The 22,386-nt window shown below is 57.9% G+C and carries 21 protein-coding genes and 1 pseudogene; 8 read left to right on the top strand and 14 right to left on the bottom strand.

The window, feature by feature from the left end; all coding sequences use genetic code 11:
* Positions 1–42 precede the first annotated feature (42 nt).
* Together AB1E34_RS21090 and AB1E34_RS21085 are read left to right on the top strand one after the other, a co-directional pair.
* The gene (locus tag AB1E34_RS21090) at positions 43–981 is read left to right on the top strand and encodes a carbohydrate ABC transporter permease (RefSeq protein ID WP_372574288.1); all 939 of its coding nucleotides are present in this window, start codon (positions 43–45) and stop codon (positions 979–981) included.
* A complete protein-coding gene (locus AB1E34_RS21085) occupies positions 978–1,841 on the top strand; it encodes a carbohydrate ABC transporter permease (RefSeq protein WP_372574287.1) in 864 nt (287 codons plus the stop codon). The genes AB1E34_RS21090 and AB1E34_RS21085 overlap by 4 nt, the downstream gene beginning before the upstream one ends.
* 72 nt (positions 1,842–1,913) lie before the next feature.
* Here AB1E34_RS21085 and AB1E34_RS21080 read toward each other — a convergent pair whose 3' ends face one another.
* The 3 genes from AB1E34_RS21080 to AB1E34_RS21070 all read right to left on the bottom strand — a co-directional run bounded on the left by AB1E34_RS21080 (position 1,914) and on the right by AB1E34_RS21070 (position 5,678).
* Positions 1,914–3,086 carry a glycerate kinase family protein gene (locus AB1E34_RS21080; protein ID WP_372574286.1) on the bottom strand — a complete coding sequence of 391 codons (1,173 nt, stop codon included), beginning with the start codon at positions 3,084–3,086 and terminating at the stop codon, positions 1,914–1,916.
* Between the two features lie 43 nt (positions 3,087–3,129).
* Positions 3,130–4,881, bottom strand: a complete 1,752-nt coding sequence (locus tag AB1E34_RS21075; RefSeq protein ID WP_372574285.1) for an SLC13 family permease — start codon at positions 4,879–4,881, stop codon at positions 3,130–3,132.
* A gap of 503 nt (positions 4,882–5,384) precedes the next feature.
* Positions 5,385–5,678 (bottom strand): hypothetical protein, encoded by a 294-nt coding sequence (locus tag AB1E34_RS21070; protein WP_372574284.1) that lies wholly within the window; start codon positions 5,676–5,678, stop codon positions 5,385–5,387.
* Positions 5,679–5,864: 186 nt separating this feature from the next.
* On the opposite strand from AB1E34_RS21070, the gene AB1E34_RS21065 reads away from it, so the two are divergent.
* The 5 genes from AB1E34_RS21065 to tnpA all read left to right on the top strand — a co-directional run bounded on the left by AB1E34_RS21065 (position 5,865) and on the right by tnpA (position 11,405).
* Complete coding sequence (locus tag AB1E34_RS21065) at positions 5,865–6,929, top strand: hypothetical protein (protein ID WP_372574283.1); 1,065 nt, start codon at positions 5,865–5,867, stop codon at positions 6,927–6,929.
* A 128-nt stretch (positions 6,930–7,057) separates the two neighbouring features.
* Positions 7,058–8,455 carry an ABC transporter transmembrane domain-containing protein gene (locus AB1E34_RS21060; RefSeq protein ID WP_372574282.1) on the top strand — a complete coding sequence of 466 codons (1,398 nt, stop codon included), beginning with the start codon at positions 7,058–7,060 and terminating at the stop codon, positions 8,453–8,455.
* A 1-nt stretch (position 8,456) separates the two neighbouring features.
* Positions 8,457–10,025 (top strand): sensor histidine kinase, encoded by a 1,569-nt coding sequence (locus tag AB1E34_RS21055; RefSeq protein ID WP_372574281.1) that lies wholly within the window; start codon positions 8,457–8,459, stop codon positions 10,023–10,025.
* Between the two features lie 103 nt (positions 10,026–10,128).
* Positions 10,129–10,812, top strand: a complete 684-nt coding sequence (locus AB1E34_RS21050) for a response regulator transcription factor (protein WP_372574280.1) — start codon at positions 10,129–10,131, stop codon at positions 10,810–10,812.
* Between the two features lie 176 nt (positions 10,813–10,988).
* Positions 10,989–11,405, top strand: coding sequence for an IS200/IS605 family transposase (gene tnpA / locus AB1E34_RS21045; RefSeq protein ID WP_372572594.1), 417 nt, complete (start codon positions 10,989–10,991; stop codon positions 11,403–11,405).
* A gap of 145 nt (positions 11,406–11,550) precedes the next feature.
* Here the strand turns inward: tnpA and AB1E34_RS21040 are convergent, their stop codons facing one another.
* From AB1E34_RS21040 to AB1E34_RS20995, 10 genes are all read right to left on the bottom strand, one after another.
* Positions 11,551–11,949, bottom strand: a complete 399-nt coding sequence (locus tag AB1E34_RS21040) for an MAPEG family protein (RefSeq protein ID WP_372574279.1) — start codon at positions 11,947–11,949, stop codon at positions 11,551–11,553.
* 25 nt (positions 11,950–11,974) lie between these two features.
* Positions 11,975–12,361, bottom strand: coding sequence for a VOC family protein (locus AB1E34_RS21035; protein WP_372574278.1), 387 nt, complete (start codon positions 12,359–12,361; stop codon positions 11,975–11,977).
* 70 nt (positions 12,362–12,431) lie between these two features.
* A complete protein-coding gene (locus AB1E34_RS21030; protein WP_372574277.1) occupies positions 12,432–13,667 on the bottom strand; it encodes an RNA polymerase sigma factor in 1,236 nt (411 codons plus the stop codon).
* Between the two features lie 4 nt (positions 13,668–13,671).
* The gene (locus AB1E34_RS21025) at positions 13,672–14,043 is read right to left on the bottom strand and encodes a YciI family protein (RefSeq protein ID WP_372574276.1); all 372 of its coding nucleotides are present in this window, start codon (positions 14,041–14,043) and stop codon (positions 13,672–13,674) included.
* A 196-nt stretch (positions 14,044–14,239) separates the two neighbouring features.
* Positions 14,240–15,238: a D-cysteine desulfhydrase family protein gene (locus AB1E34_RS21020; RefSeq protein ID WP_372574275.1), complete on the bottom strand. Its 999-nt coding sequence runs from the start codon at positions 15,236–15,238 to the stop codon at positions 14,240–14,242.
* Positions 15,239–15,299: 61 nt separating this feature from the next.
* A complete protein-coding gene (locus tag AB1E34_RS21015; RefSeq protein ID WP_372574274.1) occupies positions 15,300–15,563 on the bottom strand; it encodes a hypothetical protein in 264 nt (87 codons plus the stop codon).
* Complete coding sequence (locus AB1E34_RS21010; RefSeq protein ID WP_372574273.1) at positions 15,563–16,303, bottom strand: aspartate/glutamate racemase family protein; 741 nt, start codon at positions 16,301–16,303, stop codon at positions 15,563–15,565. Before AB1E34_RS21010 ends, AB1E34_RS21015 begins: the two co-directional genes overlap by 1 nt.
* Before the next feature lie 48 nt (positions 16,304–16,351).
* On the bottom strand, positions 16,352–17,590 hold the full coding sequence (locus AB1E34_RS21005) for an NAD(P)/FAD-dependent oxidoreductase (RefSeq protein ID WP_372574272.1): 1,239 nt from the start codon (positions 17,588–17,590) through the stop codon (positions 16,352–16,354).
* Between the two features lie 4 nt (positions 17,591–17,594).
* Positions 17,595–19,808, bottom strand: coding sequence for a TRAP transporter permease (locus AB1E34_RS21000; protein ID WP_372574271.1), 2,214 nt, complete (start codon positions 19,806–19,808; stop codon positions 17,595–17,597).
* Positions 19,809–19,889: 81 nt separating this feature from the next.
* Positions 19,890–20,897 (bottom strand): TAXI family TRAP transporter solute-binding subunit, encoded by a 1,008-nt coding sequence (locus AB1E34_RS20995; protein ID WP_372574270.1) that lies wholly within the window; start codon positions 20,895–20,897, stop codon positions 19,890–19,892.
* Between the two features lie 129 nt (positions 20,898–21,026).
* Here AB1E34_RS20995 and AB1E34_RS20990 point away from each other — a divergent pair, with 129 nt between their 5' ends.
* A complete protein-coding gene (locus AB1E34_RS20990; RefSeq protein WP_372574269.1) occupies positions 21,027–21,989 on the top strand; it encodes a LysR family transcriptional regulator in 963 nt (320 codons plus the stop codon).
* A 42-nt stretch (positions 21,990–22,031) separates the two neighbouring features.
* Here the strand turns inward: AB1E34_RS20990 and AB1E34_RS20985 are convergent.
* Positions 22,032–22,386: pseudogene (locus tag AB1E34_RS20985) on the bottom strand (hypothetical protein); the annotation flags it as partial.

Genomic DNA, 22,386 nt, shown 5'->3' with positions numbered 1-22,386 from the left:
TGGGTGCGCCCGGCCACCTATTCACGGAGGCAATAGGCCGCGATGATCAAGAGAGATAGGCAAAGCCGACCGCCATCAGAATTTTCACGGCGCTACGGGCATCTGTGGTTTGTGGTGCCGGGGCTGGTCTTTTTCCTTGGCGTTTTCTTGTTGCCTCTGGCGCTGGCGTTCGGCATCTCGATGACCAACTGGTCGGGCCTGGGCAACAACGTCCAGTTCATCGGGCTTGCAAATTATGCCGAGATTCTGACCCACGGCCCGTTCTATCGTGCCGCATTCCACAATGCCGTGATCTTCGTGGTGATTTTGATCTTTCAGCACACGATCGGCCTCTACACCGCGGTGTTGCTGAACGAAAAACCACGCTTCATGCAGTTCTACCGGACCGTGCTGTTTCTGCCCGTGATTATGTCGCTGGTCGCCACCGGTTTTGTCTGGACGCTGATGTTGTCGCCCAATATCGGGCTGATCAATCCTGTCCTGAAAAGTACCGGCCTTGGGTTTCTCGCCGTTCAATGGCTCAGCCAGCCGGGCACTGCGCTGATCGCGGTTATTGTTGTGACGGCCTGGAACAGCCTTGGCTGGGCCATCATCATTTACCTTGCAAGCCTGCAGGCGGTTCCCGAAGAACTCAAACAAGCCGCAGAGATGGATGGCGCCAACTCGCGGCAGGTCTTTTGGCGCGTGGTTTTCCCGCAATTGTCGCCCGCCTTTACCGCGCTCACAGTTCTGACCTTCATTGGCACGTTCAGGACCTTTGACGTGGTCTATGTGCTGACCGGTCCTCTGGGCGCACCCAACTATGCGACCGACGTGCTTGGGACGCTGATCTATCGGACAGCCTTTGGAACGTCGTCCTTTTCGTCGGGCGACATTCGCTTTGCCTTCGGGATCGCCATGGCGCTTTTGATGATGCTGGCCATGGCCGCGATCTGCTGGATGCTGATCCGGCAATTGCGCCGCAGGGAGATCGAGACATGATTACCCCGGCACATGGCCGTCGGCGGCAGACCCGTCTGGACCGCGATCTGGCAACGGCCTGGCGCACCGCCTATCTGTGCTGCGCTTCGGCGATTGTCCTTGTGCCGCTGTTCTTCATGATTTTGGCCTCGTTCAAGACGGTGCCCGAATTTTTCATGAACCCCTATGGTGTTCCAAAATCGTGGGCGTTCACCAACTATACCAAGGCATGGACTGACGCGAACCTGTCCATCACGCTGCCAAACACCATCATCGTGACGACAGTGTCGGTGGTCCTGAGCACCATATTGTCGGCGATGATTGCCTATGGTCTGCGACGCAAGGACCGGCGGTTTTCAACCGGGTTGTACAGCCTCTTCGTGGCGGGCCTTCTGGTCCCCGTCCACGCCATCATCCTGCCGCTCTTTGTGATGCTCAAAGCGCTTGGGTTGCTGGGCAGTCTGCTGGCGCTGATCCTGCCCTACAGCGCGATGGGACTGCCCCTTGGTGTTCTTGTGCTGACGCCGATGGCGGCGGCCCTGCCCGAAGAGTTGGTGCAATCGGCGCGGATGGATGGCGCCAGCGAATGGCAGATCTTCCGACGCGTGATCTTGCCACTGATGAAGCCCGGTCTGGTCTCGGTCGCGATTCTGAACGGCGTCTGGATGTGGAACGAGTTTTTTATCCCGTTGATCGTCGCGTTCAAGCCAGAGGCGCAGACCATGCCGGTTGGGATCGTCGCCTTTATCGGCACGTATTCCACCGAATGGGGGCTGGTCTTTGCCAGTGTTGTGATCTCGACCTTGCCCGTGATCGTTGCCTATCTGGTCATGACACGTCAGTTCCAGACCGGTCTCACGGCGGGTGCCGTAAAGGGTTAGTCCACAGAAGCGGGCTGAGAAAGCCAAGCTCGGTTCTATTCGCCGAATGGTGCCAGCGGGAACGCCAGTGGGTCATGCTGCGTTTCGCCTTTTCGACATCATCAAGCCAACACGCATCATTCGCATTGCATCCTCGGCCGCGCGGCAAAGCAGGCGTTCGCCGTCTTGGATGGCTTCTTCCAAGGTGCATGGCCGTTTCAGGATCGAGGCGAAGGCAGAGATTCCATGATCAAAGGTCTGATCCACGCCTTTCCCGATGGTGCCCGCCAGCGCAATTGTCGGTATGCCGCACTCTTCTGCGCGTCGCGCGACTTCGCACGGGACTTTTCCATAGGGACTCTGGCCATCAAGACTACCTTCTGCAGTGACGACCAGATCGGCCTTGCTCAGCAAACGGTCAAAATCGAGATACTGCATCACCACATCAAAGCGTGGATGAAGCGTTGCACCTGCGAACGCGATCAGCCCCGACCCCAGCCCGCCCGATGCTCCGGCCCCCTGGGCACTGCCAACATCGATGTTCATCTCGGCCCGGATCACCTGCGACCAACGGTGCAGTGCCGCATCTAGATGGTCGACCTGAGCAGGCGTTGCGCCCTTTTGAGGGCCGAAGACGCGGGCGACTCCTTTGGGTCCCAAGAGCATATTGTGCCAATTCACCGCTGCATCAATTTGCACGGTGTTAAGACGTTTATCGAGGCCAGACAGGCATATTCTGTCGAGATGTAAGAGCTCGCCGCCGCCAGTGTCGATCTCGGCGTTGTTGGAGTCCAGCAAACGCGCACCCAGCGCCTGGGCAAGACCTGCGCCGCCGTCGTTTATGCCGCTATCGCCACAACCAACAAGGATGCGTTCCACCCCGGCATCAAGCGCATGGAGGATCAACTCTCCCACACCATAGGACGTGGTCAGCATCGGATTGCGCCGATCACGGGGTACAAGCGACAGGCCAGCGGCGGCGGCCATTTCGATGACAGCTGTACGCGGGCCATCCCCACCCAATATCCCGAAGAAACTGTCGACAGGGTCGCCCACGGGGCCGGTCACGCGCGCCGGGACAATTGTGCCGCCCGTTGCGCGTACAAGCGCTTCGGTGGTGCCTTCGCCACCATCAACCATAGGCGCTTTCAGGATGCGGGCGTTGGGCATAGCCCGCAGGATGCCTTTTGAAATGGAGTTGGTTACCTCAGAAACGCAGAGGGATTCCTTGAAACCGGAGGGGGCAACGAGAATAGTCATACTCATCTTGAACTTCCTTCTTCTGGGTTACCTTGGGGGCCTGCTCCGGTCACTGGAACAGGCGGGAAAGATCGCGTTCGAGCTGTTTGCCTGTGGCGCGCAAGTCTTGCCGGGCACGGCGCACATCACGGCGCATGGTGTTGAGAAGCGTGACGCGGGTTTGGGCGGCGGCTGTAGGCTGCTTTGAGGGGGTGGCGTTTGCGCCGGAAAGCCGTGCAAAAGCCTCGGGCCGTTCCTTCGGACGCAGGCTGACCGGCGTGGCACTGGCGGAAAAGTCCTGCGGCGCGGTTGCAATCGCGGCGCGCTGCGAAGACGACACGACATGAATGTAAGTGGCTATCGGCTTTGCGTCGCTGGTGTTCGGGGCCAGTTTCGCAATTTGATGCGGCCAGACCCAAAGCGCGAAGGTCATGAGCAGAACAATCTTCAGGGGTGCCAAAGGCAATGCCAGCCGGAACAGGTCTGTCTGGGTGAAACCGGCCTGATCGTGCATCCCGAAGATTGCGACCGGCTTTGCGCTGGCCATCAGGGTCTGGCAGAAACCGGTGCCCATAACGGCAATCAGAATGGCCAGTGTTGCATCATGCCCCAACCCAGCGACAGGCAGAGCCAGGGCGGGAATAAGGATGGCTGCCCGTGCTGATCGGGATGTAATCGCCAGATGGGATGCCACCGCTACAGCGGACAGAAAAAGCACGACTGCGCCTGAGTGCGTTGCGAGTTCGGCTGGCAATAGTGACAGCGCACCTGCGGCCAGCCAGCGGTCGAGCCCTGTGTCAATCACGGCAACAGACAGCATCAGAGTCGCGGTCATATAAAGTACCAGCTCGACATCAACCGAGCGGAAGACATCCTTTGGCTTGCGGGTGCAAAACGGTGGAAGCAGCAGCAACACCGCGCCACCCAAGGCAACGATCGTTTCGTCCAACCCGTGTAGCGGCTTGACGATCCAAAGCGAGATGACACCACTCAGAACCCAAAGGATGCGATGCTGGATCTTGGTCAGCTGCCCGCTTTTCGATGACGGTTTCAGCCGGGCGTTGCGTAACTCCTGCGGGACAAAAAGAACGAAGATCAGAAGCGTTGCAGCCAAGACCGATGCAAAGGCCAATGGTGCCCCGATCATCAGCCAGTCGAGATAGCCAAACGCCGGACCACCGCTTGCACTGATTGCCTCGACAGCCACCACATGCGCGCCAGCGCCAATCAAGGAGCCACCAGCAGACAAAAGAATGGCCGTGGGGAACAGTAATGCCAGCGGTTTTGCCAGTCGGCGATCGGGAAGCGCGGTGACAAGACCCAGAAACACCGGCAAGAGCAGAGCCGCCCGCCCTGAGGTGCTAGGCAACAGAAACGCGGTCGATGAGATCGCGGCACCGGTCATAAGGAAGAACGACAAGATACGTGGTGCACTCTGGGTCAGCGGCGCCACCAACCGTTCAGCCAGGCCTGCCTCTTTGATGACCGCCGCGATGACGAACGCCGCCAGCAGCAGCCACACGATCTTTTCACCTAGCGTATCGGTCAGCGCTTCTTGTGGCTGAGCGCCTGAAACGACAAGGGCCAGGGCTGCCAGCAAGGCGACCAGACTGTCAGGTAGCCGCGTTGCAACCCAGCCGATCATCGCGAAGATAATGACGATGAGAACGATTTTGGCGTCAGCGGACAATTCCGCTGCCGTCAGCCAAATCACCGATCCGATCAGAATGCCGAATGCCAGAGGCAGTATCGCAGATATCGTGCTGGCCAGCGCTGCCGAATGAGGGTGGCCTTGCCGTGCAAAATTTATCGCGATGGCCATTTGGTGCTCCTTCCTTCTGTCGGCTGCGCTTTCGCGCCTTCTTGACCAAAGGATTAAGGGAAGCACCTGACGGCTACGTATTCATCGAGATGAACGGCAACCCGGTAAGATTGTGAACGTTTTATGACAGTCCCGCAAAAGTTGCTCGATCTACAGATCCAAAGGGCGCAAACCCGCGCTAAGACAACCGATCCCTTGGCCGCGTTCATCTGACGTTCATGTTTATGCCCCGATAAAATTCATCTCGCCGCGAGACATAGGAATTCTTGGCCTGACGTTCGGGGGGTCAGTGTTCATAGTCCCAGGCAAGGTTGATGCGTTTCAAAAGCACTTGCGAAAGATGCGAGGCTTCAGGCCCTGCACGGCGTCGCCTAAACCATGCGCTGATCTTTACTGTTTTCCTTTCAGGTATCTGGCTTTTCTCCTTATGCCCGCTCTCGGTCGCAAACGCTCAGTCAGCCAGCTTCAGATCTGTGGACACCAATTCCGATCGCGAGCTGAGTTTAGACGAGTTGGAGGCTGCGTTTGGCCGGGACGGAGCGGCCAGATTGATGAACTCCACCGATCACAATGGCGATAATCGGATTACGATCCCGGAACTGCGGAGGGGGCCAAGTGACAATCGGAACGACGATCGACGCTCTAATTCCTCTGCTGACCGAGAGGATAGCGACGACGATAGAGACGATGACAGGAATGACAACGACCGCGATGGTGGTGAGGGCGGTGATGGCGGCGGCGGTGATGGCGATGGCGATGGCGGGGATGATGATTGATCGGAACTCAAGGCGCATCATGTGATGACCCGTGCTCGCAATGTGGTGCTGAGCCGAAGGTGCAATACGCAGGGTCGCTGTCCTTCCGCCCGTTCATCCGACGTTCATCTCACTACGGGGCGATGGTTCATCTGGCCATAGAATAACGATCATACAACTCCGCAAAATGGAAAACACCTCTACCACTGCGATAACGGAGCTGAAGCTATGACCAACATGACCCCACTTACCACCGATCTGTGCGCGATCGCGAAATGGGCCTTTACGACACGACGTGTGAACCGCGACGATGTGCGCGGGCTCTCGACCAACTTCCAATCCGCAAAACCGGGCGACCTGATCCTGTGTGAAATCGCCAAGATCGGCCATCACAAGAAAATCCAGCTTGCCGAGCGGCGTGTGTCGACAAGCTATCCGGGCGACTTGGTGGTTCTGTGTGTCGGTGATCGCTATGCGCCCGACCAATTTCTGGCCAGCGCAGTCGTAGACGACGATCTGATCGATCTGGTGGCAGGCGGCGGCGTGGCCGGTCGTGTTGATGCAGCCCATGTCCGGATGAGTGAACCGACCCGCTTAAGGCCGCTGGGTCTGTTGACCAGCAAGAACGGCCGCGCCCTAAATGTCGAGGACTATGCCCTGCCCAGCCTGCCCACAAATGATCGTGTCACGGTGATTGGTGTCTTTGGCGCTTCGATGAATTCTGGCAAAACCACCGCGGCTACAAGCCTCGCTCACGGATTAATGCGGTCCGGTTTTGCCGTTGCTGGTGTCAAAGCCACCGGCACCGGGGCATTCGGTGACTTCAATAGTTTTGAGGATGGCGGTGCCCCGGCTTTGGATTTCACGGATGTCGGCATGTCCACGACGTTTCGAATGCCACTGGATCGGATCGAAGCAGGCTTTGAGACATTGGTTGCTACATCGGCGGCGCGCGGGGCAGAGGTTGTCGTTGTCGAGATCGCCGATGGTGTATTCCAGCAGGAAACCCGCGCAATCCTGAAGTCTTCCCGCATACGCGAACGGCTGGATGGCATTCTTTTTGCGGCGCCTGACGCGCTCAGCGCATTGGGAGGTGTGACAGTCCTGAAACAGATGGAGCTTTCACCCTTTGCGATTTCCGGCATGGTCAGCTGCTCGCCCCTCTCGACCGCAGAAGCGGCAGATGTCACTGGCCTGCCGATTCTGTCGCGCGAAGACCTCTGGCTGCCGGAAACGATTGCGCTGCACGTCGCGCCCCTAATGCGACGCAGCTCCAAGAACGTGGCTGCATGAGGACTCTACCCCCGCCTCTTGCCACAAAGGATCGCGCCTTTGGCGCGGTCCTCGTTATTGGGAGCGGGATTGTCCAAGCCGCTGCCCTGGCCATTGCCGCCTTTGCAACGCGCGACGCCTTTGCGGCCTTGCATACAGGCGAAACGCTCGCGATCAGAACGGTTTGCGAACTGGCCATTTCCAGTACGATTGGGGCAATTTGTCTGTTTTTCTCGCGCCGAGAGGCTGAACGCCTGGGGCAAAGCTATTCGATCGCGTTGCGGCGCGTTCTTTATGAACAGATTGCGAGCCTGCCAAAATCCCGACACGAAGAACGGCGCGTCGGCGCGTTGTCGTTGCGGTTTGTTGGGGATTTGTCTGCTGCGCGCCTTTGGTTCGGACGCGGATTGCCGGATGTGCTGACGGCTGGTGTTGTGCTGCCCGGTGCGGTTGCCATTCTCTTTGCGCTAGACCCATCGCTGGCACGCATCGGCGTTTTGCCGGTCGGTGGCGCGCTGGTCTTAATGGTTGCCGTGGCCTGGACCCTTGAGCGGCGACATCAGTATCTTCGGCGTCGACGCGCCAATATCGCTATCACCATGATAGAACGCATCGCAATCGCGCCAGAGCTGGACCTTATGGGCCGCACCAACAAAGAGCTGCGCGCATTGGATAAACGGGGCACATCCCTGAAACAGGATGCCGTTTCGCGTCGCAGTCGAGCAACCGGCTTGCAGGCGATCGTGCAGGTGGGGGTCGCGCTTTCAGGCCTTGCAATACTATGGACAGCCAGCCGAAGCGGCACCGCGCCCGCCACCGTCGCCGCAAGCCTGTCCGTCCTCGCACTCGTCGCGATGCCTCTGCAGGATCTCGGAGCGGCTTGGGACAAGTTCTGCGCCTGGCGCGTGGCTCGGGAAAAGGCACATCGCTTGTTGCGTGAGCCCAGCGTCCAGCGGCAGGCAAAATCCGGCAAAGTACCAACCTCGGTTACGGTAAGAGGTCGGATTGGCAACGAGCCACTCCAATTTACGGCTGAGGCCGGATCGCTTACGACACTCAAAGCCAACAACGCAATACAACTTGCCCGCCTGATCGCAGGTCTTGATAGAATTGAGAACATGGAGCTGTTGTTTAACGGTCAGACCAAAAGGCCGCATGTGTATTACATCGGCGATGATCACGTCGGTCTACAGGGTAGTCTTCGACGATCCGCGACATTGAGCACACGCAAACGACCCAAAAATGCAAGGGTCGCAGAAGTCCTGTCCGCCTTTGGTCTCGCTGACTTGCTGCGCGCGCCAGATGGCCTCAATCAACGCCTATCCGAAAACGGAAAGGGTCTGACCCCTGCACAATCCCTACGTCTGGATATGGCGCGTTCGGTATTGGGGCATGCAGATGTGATTGTCATTTCGTCCCTCCGTTGGTCCGTAGACCCGGACCGGAAAGTCCTTCTAGATACGCTCCGGCGATTGACGCCCGCCACCGTGATACTGGTCGAGGCCGACGAGCACCTTAGTTCAACACATAAAGCGAAAACCAACTGACATGCGCTCTACCACTCTTTTTGGAATTTACGCCGCCGTTATCATCGGCCTTCTGGGCAGCCTAGCCTGGCTCACTCTCTACAGCCTTGAAAAGTCCCGATGGTGGGATGCGCGCACACAGCTTGCACAAGAATCCTACGGCCTGCATCTACAGCTTGAGGCAAACCTATACCGCTTGTTCAAACAACATGGCGATGCATTGCTGATCGGCGAGCGCGACGGAGGAGAAGCAGAAGCTGAGCTGCAAACCAAGATCGAGGTGATTATTGCAGACATTCGCAACGTCATCGGTCGCGAGATCCAGATGGTTGGTGAGGAAGAGATCGAGGAGCTTGAGTTGCTCGATGACATTGAAGAAGACATCGGCTCGGTCAATGCAGCGATCACAAGTCTGGCTGCGACGGGCGATCCCATAGACACGCTCGTGCAGATCGAACGGCTGGCCGCGCTTCTGGATGGTGAAATTGACATCATACTGGATCGCAAAATCGAGACCGCTCTGGAAGAAGAATTGGAGGAGGTCGAAGAAGTTCTGGCAGAGGCGGCCAAGTTCCGCGCCTGGAACAGGCAGATGGTCTATGCCATCCTGGGTGCGACGGTGATCATGCTGGTCGGGGGGCTGCTGTCCTTCAACCGACAGATCAGGAAGCCCATAATACGGCTCCAGAAAAGTATCGAGCAATTGCGCGAAGCAAACTATTCCGCCTCTGTTGCGCTTGGTGGCAGTCGTGAGTTCCGTGATTTGAGCGGTGTTCTGAGCAGCATGGGCAAAAGTCTGGCCGCACGCGAGGCCAGCCGTGAGGAACAGAGGAAAAAACTGGAAGCAACGGTCGCAGCGCGAACCGCTGAACTGCAAAACCTGATCGACAAGCTTGAGATGGGTGAAGAAAACCGCAAGCAACTGATGGCGGACATCAGCCACGAACTGCGCACGCCGCTTGCCATTATTCTTGGCGAGACCGATGTGACCCTTCGCACGGCGGACACGCTCAGCGAGGACGTGTCTGACGCCCTCGCGCGCATTCGCGACAGTGCAAAACACACAAATCAGATCGTTGATGACATGCTGACTGTGGCACGGTACGAGGCTGGCCAGTTGCGCCTGGACCGCAAGGAAATAGATATCCGCAAGATCATCCGAGATGCCGTTGCTATGTTCCCCGGTGCCGTCGAAATCACCAACCCGGACAATCCTGTCCGGGCGCCTGTCGACGAAGTACGCCTGCGTCAGTCGGTTCTAGCCCTGTTGCAGAATGCGCGGCGCTATGGTGGACCGTCGATCAAGATCGTGCTGCAAGAGGGCAAAAACAACATCGATATCTCTATTGTCGATGATGGCCCCGGTCTGAGTACGTCAGAGAAATCCAGGGCATTTGATCGCTTTTTTCGCGGTTCAAACGCATCAGGTGATGGGGGCGAAGGCACCGGGCTGGGTTTGCCGGTTGTGAAATCCATCGTGCAGGCCCATGGCGGTACTGTCGCCCTTGAGGATGCCGAAACCGGCGGTCTTCGGGTTATTGTATCGCTTCCGAAAAAGTTACGAATGAAGGTCGTTTCGGCCAAGGCTTAGGCCAGTTTTGAGCATAGTAACGGTAGATTGTTTATTGATTGGCGTCAGGTCCCTTTAGGATGTCTCAAAACGGGCCTGAAATTCTCTCTCCCCGAAAATCAGGATGGAGCAGCACATGAACATATTATTGGTCGAGGACGAAACCCGTGTTGCTGACTTCGTCCGTCGTGGACTGGCGGCCGAGGGCTGGTCGGTTGATCATGTAGCCGACGGTGAAGATGCGCTCGAATATGTCGCATCGAACAGCTATGACGTGATTCTTCTGGACTTGATGTTACCCGGCATACAAGGGCAGGATGTTTGCCGCAAATTGCGCGCCCGCAAATCCAAGACCCCAATCCTCATGCTGACCGCGCTGGACAGCCCTGAAGAAAAGGTTGAGGGGCTGAAAATGGGCGCAGACGATTATCTGCCCAAACCTTTCGACTTCGACGAATTGATCGCCCGCGTCGAGGCGCTCCACCGCCGCGCCACAGGATATGCCGCTGAACTGCAAGATAATCTGATAACAAGCGGGGCGCTTACGTTTGACCGCTCGTCGTTGCAGGTAACGGTTGATGGTGCCGAAGTTGATCTGTCAAAGAAAGAACGTGATCTCTTGATACTTTTCCTCACCAATTCCGGCCGAGTGCTGTCACGCGAGCGCATACTGAACGCCGTCTGGGGTCTCAATGCCGACCCGCTCACCAATGTTGTCGATGTCTATGTGGGCCGGGTGAGGCGGAAAATCGGAGAAGAAGGCGCACGGATTGTGACGCTGAGAAACGTCGGATATCGGATGGACTAGCTACTGTCGGACCTTGCGGGTGGCGCCAAAATCCTGTATTTTAGTATCCACGCTCTGGAGCAAACCCTCCGACTTCCAGTCGGACCCGCTTCAGCGTAAAGAATCGTGTAATGATCTTACCCTCTGGAAAATGAGCCGCAGCCGGGTCGAAGGCTCATTTTCCAGAGGGTAAGATCATGCAATATGACAGCGGCAAGCACTGCGTTTTCTATCATCGCTATCATATCGTCTGGTCGACGAAGTATCGCTACAAGGTGTTGACCGGGGCGTTGCGCTTGCGGGTGCGCGACATCCTTCGGCAGGTCTGTCGGGAGAACGAGGTCGACATCTTGCGCGGTGTGCTGTCGAGTGACCACGTCCACATGTTCGTGTCCGCGCCGCCGAAGATTGCCATTTCCGATCTGGTGCGCAAGATGAAGGGCCGTTCGTCCCACAAGGTGCAACGGGAATTCCCCGCGATCCGCAAGCGCTATTGGGGACGCCGGTTCTGGGGGCGAGGGTATTTCTCAACGACCAACGGCGCCATCACCGAAGACGTCGTGTTGCAATACCTCGAAAACCACATCGCCGATCCTACCGACGTCAGTCGGTAGTCGTTCAGTGCACCCTCAACCCACCTGCCCAAATGACCACTCCATCCCAAATGGGCATTTGGTTGCCGCGGACCGAAGCCTCGGGTGTGGCCGCCCCGCGCGGTATTGCGGATCGGGGCGGGCCGCTACCCAAGGGGGCGTTTCGTTAGATCATGCTGGCGAGGCGCAGCAGGATCGTCACTCCCAGTGCGACAAGCGTGACCGAGGTCAGCAGCGCCCCGGCGGGGCGACCCATGCCGTCGGGCGACCAGCGCATTGCGAGGTAGTGCAGCACCCGCCCGAGCAACAAGGCGCAACCACACAGGATCAGCAGCCAGACCGGCGCACCGGCCACCTCGGCTCCGGCAAGGGCAATCAGCCCCAGCGGGACATATTCAATGAAATTGCCATGCGCGCGCATGCGCCGGAGCAATTCCTCATCCCCGCCGTGCAACAGCGTGATCCCGGTCTGGACACGCCTGAGCCCCACCACAATCGACATCGGAACGCTGATGATCACGAATATCGCGGTGAAAAAGAGGGTGGTCTGAAGTGCAAAACCCATCTGCATGCCTCCTTGCTCCTGCGGCCTAGACCGTCATGCTTTCATAGGTGATCAGCGCAAACCGCGCGCCCTGCGGATCGCTCAGTGTGGCCATGCGGCCCACGCCGGGCACATCCATCGTCGGCGCGATCACCTCTGCCCCCTGCGCCTGTGCCTGGGCGACGCCAGCATCCACATCGGCGACCGTGAAATAGATGGTCCAGTTGCCGCTTTCCTCGGGCATAGGCGAAAACCCCCCGATGGTCGTCTCACCGATGGCGATGGCGGAATAGCTCGATCCGTCCTGCATCGGCATGTCGTTGATGGTCCAGCCCAGCACGTCTTTGTAGAACGCCTTGGCTTTGGCCTGATCCGGGCCGGAATGTCCGATCCAGCCGGAATTGCCAGGGGTGGTCATTTCTAGAATGCTCATGATCTGTGCTCCGTTTTGGGCGCCCCGCGCTTTCGGGACTGACACAAGGACGCATGACCGAGCTGTGAACCTACACCGAGCCGGAATTTTTCTGACACGCTGCGATCTTTTCGCGGATCACCACCTGCTCTGGCCCGGTCGGCCCTAAGGTTAGCGCGCGCTCGTAGGCGGCGACCGCCGCATCGGGCTCTCCGGTCTCCTGCAGCAGGCCCGCCCGCAACGTGTGAAACCAGCGGTATCCATCCAGCTCGCCTGAGATCTCCGCCAACGCGCCCAGAGCATGTTCTGGCCCCTTTGTTCTGGCCTGCACCGCGATATGATTGAGCCGGACCACTGGTGTCGGCTGCATCGCATAAAGAGCGGCATAATGGGCTTCGATGACCGGCCAGTTGGTCTTATCGGCCGTGCGCGCAAATGCATGTTCGGCAGCGATTGCAGCCTGAATGCGGTAGGGGCCGACATGGTCGATCCGCTGCGCCTTCTGAAGCCAGGCCAGCGCTTCCTGCATCTCGCCCCGATGCCAGAGCGTCCGGTCCTGATCTTCAAATGCAACCAGCCTGCCGGTGCTATCCATGCGGGCTTCACGTCTTGCATGCTGAAACAACAGCAAGGACAGCAGCGCGCCCTGCTCGCCCATCCCCGGAAACAATTCGGCAAGCAGTCGGGCCAGACGGATGGCCTCTTCACAGAGCGTCAAACGGATCTGGGTGTCGCTGTCCGAGGTCGACCAGCCCTCGTTGAACATAAGGTAGATCATCAGCGACACCTCACCCAGCCGCCTGCCGCGTTCCTGTGGGCTAGGTGTCTCAAACGCAACGGGGTTGGCCGCGATCCTCTTCTTGGCGCGGGTGATGCGCTGCTCCATTGCCTTGCGTTTCACCAGAAACCCGCGGGCGATTTCTGCAACCGTCAGCCCGCCACTGATGCGCAGCGCCAGCGCAATCTGGTCTTGCCGTTCCAGCGCAGGATGGCAACAGATGAACAAGAGCCGCAGAACATCGTCGCGCAAGGCATCAGGGTCGGGCACGGGATGCTCCGAAACCACCAGGTCCTCCGGCACCTGAGACAGAATCCGCTGCTGCCGCTGCGCCTTGCGAATGCGGTCCAGCCCCGCGTTCCGCGCTGCAGTCAAAAGCCAGGCCAGTGGATCGCGGGGAGTGCCACGCTTGGGCCAGTCGACCAACGCTTTGACACAGGCCTCGGCAAATGCCTCTTCGGCGATCTCCACATCGCGAAAATAGCGCGTCAGGGCGGCCAGCGCTTTTGGTCGCTGCGTCCGGAAGGTTGCTTCAAGCCAATCCGACACGCGCCTAGTCCGAAGAGATCACACCGCCCGCCCAGGCGATGGGCCGCACCTCCAGCCGCGCCACCGGTGACGAGATCATACGGGCAAATGAAATCGCCTCGTCCAGATCGCGAAACTCAGCCGCGTAGAACCCAAGGAAGCTCTCTTTGGTCTCGGCGAACGGCCCGTCGACGATCAACGGCGCCTGACCGGGCGATCCCGCCGGATCAACAGTGACGGCGGTGGAGGGCGGCATGAGTTTGACAGAAAGATAGTCGCCCCGCGCCTCCAGTGCTGTCTGCAATGCGTGATGGCCGCCCATCACCTCATCCTGATGCTCGCCGCTCAGGGCCTCGAACACACCCGTTTCGCCGTAAATCGCAATCGCATACAACATGCCGCTTTTTCTCCGCTCAATACTTCGATGCTGCAAGGACGCGCGAGAGAATGCAAATCCGACATCGCCGCGCGGCTTGCCGTGAGACTTGGGGAAGTAGGGCTTAAGATGCGCATCTACGCATCTGGTCGCCAGAGAAGATCTGGCATGATTGCCGCTCTGTTTTTCAAGCATGAATCATGCGGCTAGACGGAAATCAATGGGTCCTGACACCAGGGGCGGAAATGCGGAAGTCCTCTGCAAGCTCGCTTTCGTAGCCGAACAAAGCAGGCAATCCACCTGTATGGATCATCACTACTTTTTGGCCTGGCTGGATTTGCTCTTCAGAGATGAGGTCCAACAACCCCGCGAAGGTTTTTGCTGAGTAAACAGGATCAAGAAAAATACCTTCGGATTGAGCCATCCTTTCCAGGGCGGATCGTGTTTTTGCTCCAAGTTTGCCGTAACCTGGGGCCAGTGCTCCATCCCAGACTTCGATTTTGGCGAGCAACCTAGCGGGATCAATGCCAAGCAGGCTTCCAAGCTTCTGCAAAACAATGCTCATACGCTCCCGCTGCTTTTCGCGGTCGCGACGTACGCACACTCCATGCACCCGAGCGGACATTCCTGAGAGGGCTATCCCGGTCAACAATCCGCCATGTGTCGCCCCGCTGCCGGACGGGACGACCACTGCGTCGAAATCCCGTGTTTGCTCACAGAGTTCCTGCCCCGCAGCGACATAGCCGAGTGCGCCAAGCGGCGGATGGTTCAGCCCCAGGTGAATGACATAAGGCTTGCGTCCTTGCGCCCTCAGCTCTTCAGCGCGCGCATGCAGCGCCGCATCTGCGCCGACCTCGTCCTCACCAACCGGATAGGTCATGTGTTCAGCGCCCAGCAGTTTCGCCAGCAGCACATTGCCGGATTTGTAATATTCCGGGCCCATGTTCGGGACGCGCTCTTCAAGTTGTAGAACGGATTTCATACCCAGCTTTGCAGCCGCAGCTGCGGCGGAACGAACATAGTTTGATTGAACGGCACCGGTAATCAGGATCGTATCTGCACCTTGCGCCAGCGCGTCGCCAAAGTAGAACTCAAGCTGCCTTGTTTTGTTGCCACCAAACCCAAGGCCCGTCAGATCATCACGCTTTAGCCAAAGATCGATCCCCAACTCTTCGGACAGCCTGTTCAACCGCTCTAGCGGGGTTGCGCCGGACATGAAGTGGGCTCTTGCAAACCCGGCAAGTACGTCTTTTTGAGTCATCACCCGACCACTAGATTTACGCCCTCACATAGGCGCGTTGAAAAAGAACATAGCAAGCAACAAGGGAAATTACCCGAATTGCGGTTTTGACAAGGGATTTTGGCAGGCAGGGGCACGTGGCGCGGCCGCCGAATCTGCCGGTCAGCGCCAGCACAACGGGTTCACTCAGCTCGGGATGAACAGCCAATCCAACGATCAGACCCAATGGGCGCTCGAAGACTGCCATGGCTATTGTTTTGAGTTCGCCAGAAACTGTCCCTTCCCGATGCCAGCGAGCCATCAACCCCAGGGCATGATGCCAGAGTAGGGCGCGCGTGCTGAAACGCTATGCGCCATTTGAGCCAATGTCGTGAGGTCGAATACGGGCAGTTCCAGCTCCTGCTGTATCCGGGCGGCGTAAGGCGGCAAATCGGTACACTCCAATACCAGCGAACGAATTTCAGGCCGTTCGCGTTTCAGATCGCGGGCGGCATCCAGAACCTCGGCTTCGATCAGGTCCGTGTCCATTCTTGTCCGTGTGTTGCGCAAAATCACATCGGCAAACTCATGTGTTTTTTCCAGCCCTTTCACGGCCACGGGAATTCCCGCTGCGCCGACACCTTCAAAGTGTTGCGGGGTCAGCGCCGATGCATCCGCCGTCAAGATCCCCACGGGAGCGCGGGCGCCAGTCATGTGAAACGCCAGGGGCACCTGAATGAGGCTGGATGCGAAAACGGGCACCGAAACGGCAGCGGCCAGTTCTCTTTGGAACAAAGCCAGAAAGCCGCAACTGCCGGTGATGGCCCGCACGCCTTCCGCCTCTAGCCGTCGCGCACCTTTGATGAACGGTGCCAGCAACTCGGGCGACGGGTTGTTCAGCAGGGTTGGAACGGTAACGCCATCGATCATTTCATAAAGCACCGGAAACGGCAGGCCCGACGGGTTCTTGATGTGACCGGGAGGCTTAGGGAAGTAGCTTTCCAGGCACAGAACACCGATCGAAGCCCCACAGATATTCTGCCCACCATTATAAACCGGCATTTTTGTTGCGTCCTTTCAACGATATTGCGCAGACTTGGTTGATGTCGCTCAGAATCGGGTCAGAGAAAACGGCGCGAGATCGATGTTATGGCGTCGCCCTGATACAAGGTCAGCCACAAGCTCCCCCGTTTTCGGCGCCATCATCAAACCGTAATGCGAATGCCCAAAGGCACCATAAAGTCCCGAATTCCTGTCGAGTTGCCCGATCGCCGGAAGGCTGTCCGGGAAAGATGGACGCCGTCCCATCCAGAACCGCGCTTGGCTCGTGTCGAGATCCGGTATCATTGCTTTGGCCTGTTCCGTCAGGATCGCTTGTTTGCGCGGGTCGGCAGGCGCATCGATACTCGCAAACTCCGCCGTGCCCGCAACCCGCAGACCGTCTTGCATCGAGCTTGCCACCACCTTTGCATCCACATCCATGACGGAATTGTTCAGACAGGTGGACGGGTTGGGAAATTCAACATGGTATCCGCGCTCTGCCACCAAGGGAACAGACAAGCCAAGTGGTTTCAACAGGTCTGCGGACCAGACACCGGCGGCGAGTACCACATGCTTCGCGTGCAATGTTTCATTTGATGTTGCCAGATTCCAACCCCCGCCCTCTGCGCGTGCCAGAAATGTTACTTCGGCCCTGGCAATCTCGGCGCCTTGATCGCGGGCCTTGTCTGCCAGTATCGCCCCGACGCGGCCCGGCGAAGTAACCCGCGCTTGCCCTTTGATAAGAACCGCTGCTTTGAACTCACGCGTCAGAGCCGGTTCGAGGCGGTGCAATTCATCCCCTTCAACACGCTCCAGCTGGCCGCCTTTTTCTTTCCGGATCAGATAGTCCAGCCCATTGAGGTTGGCTTGGTCAGGATTGCGGAAGGCGTGAACATAAAAGCTGTCCGCGATCAGGTCTTCATGGCCTGTTCCTTGCAGATGTCGCCGGTATAGCTCGATCGACGGGCGACACAGCAATTCCATGGCGTTCGCGACCTCGCGAACGGTCTTTTCGCGTGAGTTTCCGAGAAACCTCAAACCCCAGGGGATCATCCTTGGCCAGAACGAAAGCCGCACCGACAGCGCGCTTTTTGGGTCCAGAAGCATTTGGGGCAGCTTTTTCCAGATCCCCGGCATTGCCTGCGGGATGATTGACCAAGGAGAGACCACCCCCGCATTCCCGAACGAGGTTTCCTGACCCGGTTCGCCTCTGTCGACAAGCCGGACCGGGATGCCGCGTTCCTGCAACGAAAGGGCGCAGCAAATGCCGACGATGCCAGCGCCGATGATGGTGACCTGCTCTGTCATCATGTCAGGCCGGGGAATGGCTGCGGTTGCGGGCGATCAATTGCGTGACGATGACCGGTGAGGCCACCGCCAGTGCGATCAGGTCAGCCGTCAAGCTCGGGGCGACAAAGATAACGCCAGCGATCGCCATCAGAATCCGCGACACCATGTTCAGCGGTTGCAGCCAATAGCCCACCACGGCTGCGGACAATGCGATGACACCTGCGATACAGCTGGAAGCAGTGTAGGTGAACTCCCACAGATTAAACCCTGTCGAGGATACGAACAGCAGAACCGGCGCATAGACAAAGGCCATCGGCGCAATGACTTTCCCCAAACCAAGGGTAAACGCCGACAACCCGGTTCGGAATGGGTTCGAGTTGGCAATCGCCGCCGCCGCATAAGCCGATGTACAGACCGGTGGCGTGATCTCGGATACCACGCCGTAATAGAGCACGAACAGGTGGCTGGCGATGGGTGGGACGCCCAACTGCGCCAGCGCAGGCTGAGCAACAGAGACCAGCATGATGTAGAGAGCAGTGGTCGGGATACCCGCGCCCATCAGGATACAGACGACGGCGATGAACACCAGCGAGATGAACAGCTGCAGGTCTTCCATCGCGAACAGCTGGAAACTGCCAAACGAGATCATGTTGTACAGATCCGAGGCCAGATTGCCCGCACCTTGCGTCACCATGAAGCCAATACGGAAACCGATACCGGTTGTGTTGATCACGCCGACCACGATGCCCACGGCTGCTGCGGCTGCACCGACCGCCAGCGAGTATTTAACACCCAGCTCGACCGCTTGCAGCATCTCGGGGACTTCGATGCGTTTTTGCGGATTGAGTGTCGCGATTACCGACAAGGCGCAAAGGATCGCTGTCATGGTCAGATCGAATCCGCCATCCGAGTATTTCCACAGAACAAAAGCGAGAAACGCTGCTGCGTAGATCAGAGTCGGTGGCTGTTTCACGCGCGACATGCCCGCGATCACGGCAAGAGAGATGCCGCAGAAAGCGGACATAAATGGGGTGTAACCGGTAAAGAGAACCACAAGCAGGCCGATCAAAGGCACGATGTTGGCCCAGCCTTCGGCCCAAACAGCCTTCAGTTGCGGCAACTGCTCCTTTGCCAGACCTTGCAGGTTCAGCTTGCGCGCCATTAGGTGCACCACGGCAAAGACACCGACATAGTGCAGGATCGCCGGGAAGATCGCCGCGATAACGATGGTGGTGTAGGGCACCTCGAGGAACTCGGCCATGATGAAGGCCGCGGCCCCCATGATCGGTGGTGTGATCTGCCCGCCTGCCGAGGACGCGGCCTCGACCCCGCCGGCGAAATGACCCGGGTAGCCAAGGCGTTTCATGTTCGGAATGGTCAGGGCTCCGGTCGAGACGGTGTTCGCCACGGACGAACCGGAAATCGTGCCGAAGAAGGCCGAAGAGACGACGGAAACTTTGGCGGGCCCGCCCGTATAGCGGCCAGCCAGAATGGTGGCGTTGTCGATGAACAACTGACCCAATCCGGTGCGCTGTGCGATCACGCCGAACAGGACGAAGTGAAAGACGATGGTCGAGACCACCCAGAGTGTGACGCCATAAATGCCTTCCTGTGGGAAGTACATTGACGACACGAAGGTTTTGAAGTTCACGCCCGGATGCTGCAGCAAGCCGGGGAAATACGGTCCCAACAGGGCGTATGAAATAAAGACACAGATGATCAGCGGCAGCACCCATCCCAGGGTGCGGCGGGCGATATCCAGCACCAACAGGATGATGACAACACCCAGAAACACGTCATAGCCGTTGGGGTTGCCCATGCGGAATGTCTGTTCTTCGATCCCAAGGAACGGGATGCCGCGCCAGGCGAGGCCCACGTAAAGTGCGGCAAGGATGCCGAACCCCATGAAGACCAGATCGTAGAGAGGGATGTTACCGATCCGGAACCGGCTGACCTTGAGCGCATAGAGGCTTTTCGAACCGACAATCGGGATCGTCGCGTAAACAAGGATGAACAACAGGGCCAGATAGATGCCCATATGCCAGTGATCAGCGGGCAGGCCGAAACCGGCAGTGAAGAATTCATAGAGCGCTAAGATCAGGGCAACGACGCGCAAGACCTTCCCGGTCGTCGGCGTAACCTGCCGGACGGCGGCGCCTTCGTCGAACTGTTCTTCGATGGCCGCGAGTTCCTCGGCCGTCAATTCGTGGTCATCAAGTTTCTGGGTCTCGGACATGATGGCCCCCTGATTTCGCATGTTTAGAGAGTGCGGTGCCCCGAGAAGGGGCACCGGACGATAGGTTGCGGTGAGGTAAGGTTACTGAAGAAGCCCGGCTTCTTTGTAGAACTTCTCGGCACCCGGGTGTAGCGGAACACCCAGGGCTTCGACACCATCCAGCGCCGTGTCTGGTGTGATCTGCTTGCCCTTTGCGTGGCCGTTATCCAGCAGCTTGCGGGTATTGTCGTTCCACAGGGCCTTGGTCATCTGATAGACCAGATCTTCCGATAGATCCGAGGATACAACCAGCATCGCGCTGACCGCCGGGGTCTTGGTTTCAGCGTCGATGCCTTCATAAACGCCAGCCGGAATGGCCGAAGGGATATAGGCCGGAATGATCTCGTTGATCTTCGCCAGATCCTCGTCGCTGAACGAGTGCAGGTTCATGCCTTTGGTCGAGGACAGTTGCACCATGGCGGCAACCGGCCAGCCTGCGGCATAGAAATAGGCGTCCAACTGACCGTCGGCCAGACGCTCGGCGCTTTGGCTGTTGTTTAACTCGGCTTCGTCCATGTTGTCACGGTTGACGCCCCAGGCATCCAGCATCTGCAGAACGGCAACTTGCGTGCCCGAACCCGCCTGCGCAATGCCGACGCGTTTGCCTTCCAGATCGCTCAAATCACTGACGGTGGACCCCGCAGGCAGCACCAGATGCAGGTCTTCAGGGAACAGGTTGGCCACGATGCGCAGGTTGGGATGCGGCTTGCCTTCGAACTTACCTTCACCCAGATACATCGATCGCGTGACATCTGCTGCGGCAAGCCCGGCTTCCAGCTCTCCGTTCTGCACAGCCGCGTTGTTGAAGACCGAAGCGGTGGTGGATTGGGCAATCGCGATTAGGCCCGGAACGCCGCACTGGCCGCCTTCCTCACAGGGGCGCGAGCCCGGAGGGGCGGAGATACCGTTTGCGATTGTCCCGCCGATTGGAAAGTAGGTTCCGCCCGCACCGCCGGTCCCGATGCGGAAAAAGGTTGGGTCCTGCGCCAGTGCGGGCGCGGCCAGCGCGCCAGCTAATGCGAGGCCAGTCAGGCATTTCACAAGTTTCATCATCGTCTCCCTTGTTGGATCGTTGGTTTCGGTTTCTTCCGAATTTCGACCCCTCAAGCCTAAAGGCAATTTGCATAAAAACAAATTTGTTATATTTCACAAAATTAAAGTTTAGCTTATGTATTGCACATGAACCTGACGCAGCTTACCGTATTCCGCGAGGTGATGGAGACTGGCTCTATCTCTCAGACAGCCAAGAAGCTGAACCGCACGCAACCTGCGATCAGTCTGGCATTGAAAAACCTTGAGAAAACATTGGGATTGCCGTTGTTTGAACGCAAAGGACGTCGATTGGTCCCGGTCCCGGAAGCGCATTACCTGCTGGCGGAAACAACGGGCATCCTGGACCGCCTTGCAACGATTTCCAACACGATGGAAGGGCTGATCAAAGGGCATTCCGGTAGCCTGAACATCGCCACGATGCCCGGCCCGTCGACCTTTTTGTTCCCGCGATTCATCAGCCAATCGGTCGGTGAAAACCCAGAGATTCGCATTACGTTGTCTACGCGCAGCTCGCCCCAGATCATGGAGCTTGCGGGGTCGCAGAACATCGATTTCGGGTTCGCCGATTTCGAGCACTCCGCTGGGAAGGCGCCCCAGTATTCTGCCGAACTCATCAGGGCGGACTGTTTTTGTGCAATAGACATCGAACATCCACTTGCTTCAAAACAGAGCATAAGCATCTCTGAATTGGACGGCGTTCCGATGGGCGGGTTACATTCGACCCATCCATTCCAGCGCAAGATCCGAAAAGAGTTTCAGGATGCGTCTGCTAACTACAACCCGACCGTGACGTGCCAGTTTTTTCTGCCCCTCATTCCTTTTGTCAGTTCCGGCCAGTGCTGCACCATCGTTGACCCATTGACGGTCGCAACGGAGCGCGAATTGAATCCGTCCAATGGAAAGGTCGTTTTTGTGCCGTTCGACAACCCGCTCAGGTATGAATACGCGATCCTCGAACCTGACCACCGACCTCCATCTCAATTGGCTCTGAAGATAAGGGCGGGGTGGAAAGCTGAAGTGCTAAAGATGCTGAAGGAACTGAAGGCCAACCCTTGTACAGAATGGTATGGTGAAGAGAAAGGCGAATAAAACTGAAGACCTTCAACATACCTGACCGAATGAATGGTCGATCTAATTTGCTAGCTGTGGAACAACAACCAACCGCAGCATGCCGTCTGCCAAACTTTTCAAAAGTCTGCTCTCTTTAGGCCTTGATGTACAAATCCGAAAAAACGCCGTGATCTCTTCGGTCCGCAAGAAACTACGCAACAGAACCGCAAGACTCTCATCAGTGCATCGCTGCATAACCGTTTCGAACAGATGCCGGAGTGTCGTCTGTGGGTGGCTCCTGCATAGCAAGACATTTTTGAAAGTAATTTCGCACTGGTCAGAAGCAGACGTGTGTCCGGCCTCACATGATGATTTCTCCGTCAATAGTTTGTTTCCGATTTGGGTGCCCGAGGCGAACTCTCTTTCGGCAGACCCC

The sequence above is a fragment of the Ruegeria jejuensis genome (assembly GCF_041537905.1).
In the GTDB taxonomy this organism is placed as follows: Bacteria; Pseudomonadota; Alphaproteobacteria; order Rhodobacterales; family Rhodobacteraceae; genus Ruegeria_C.
Note: the sequence above shows the minus strand (reverse complement) of the source record. Positions and strands in the feature narration are given on the sequence as shown.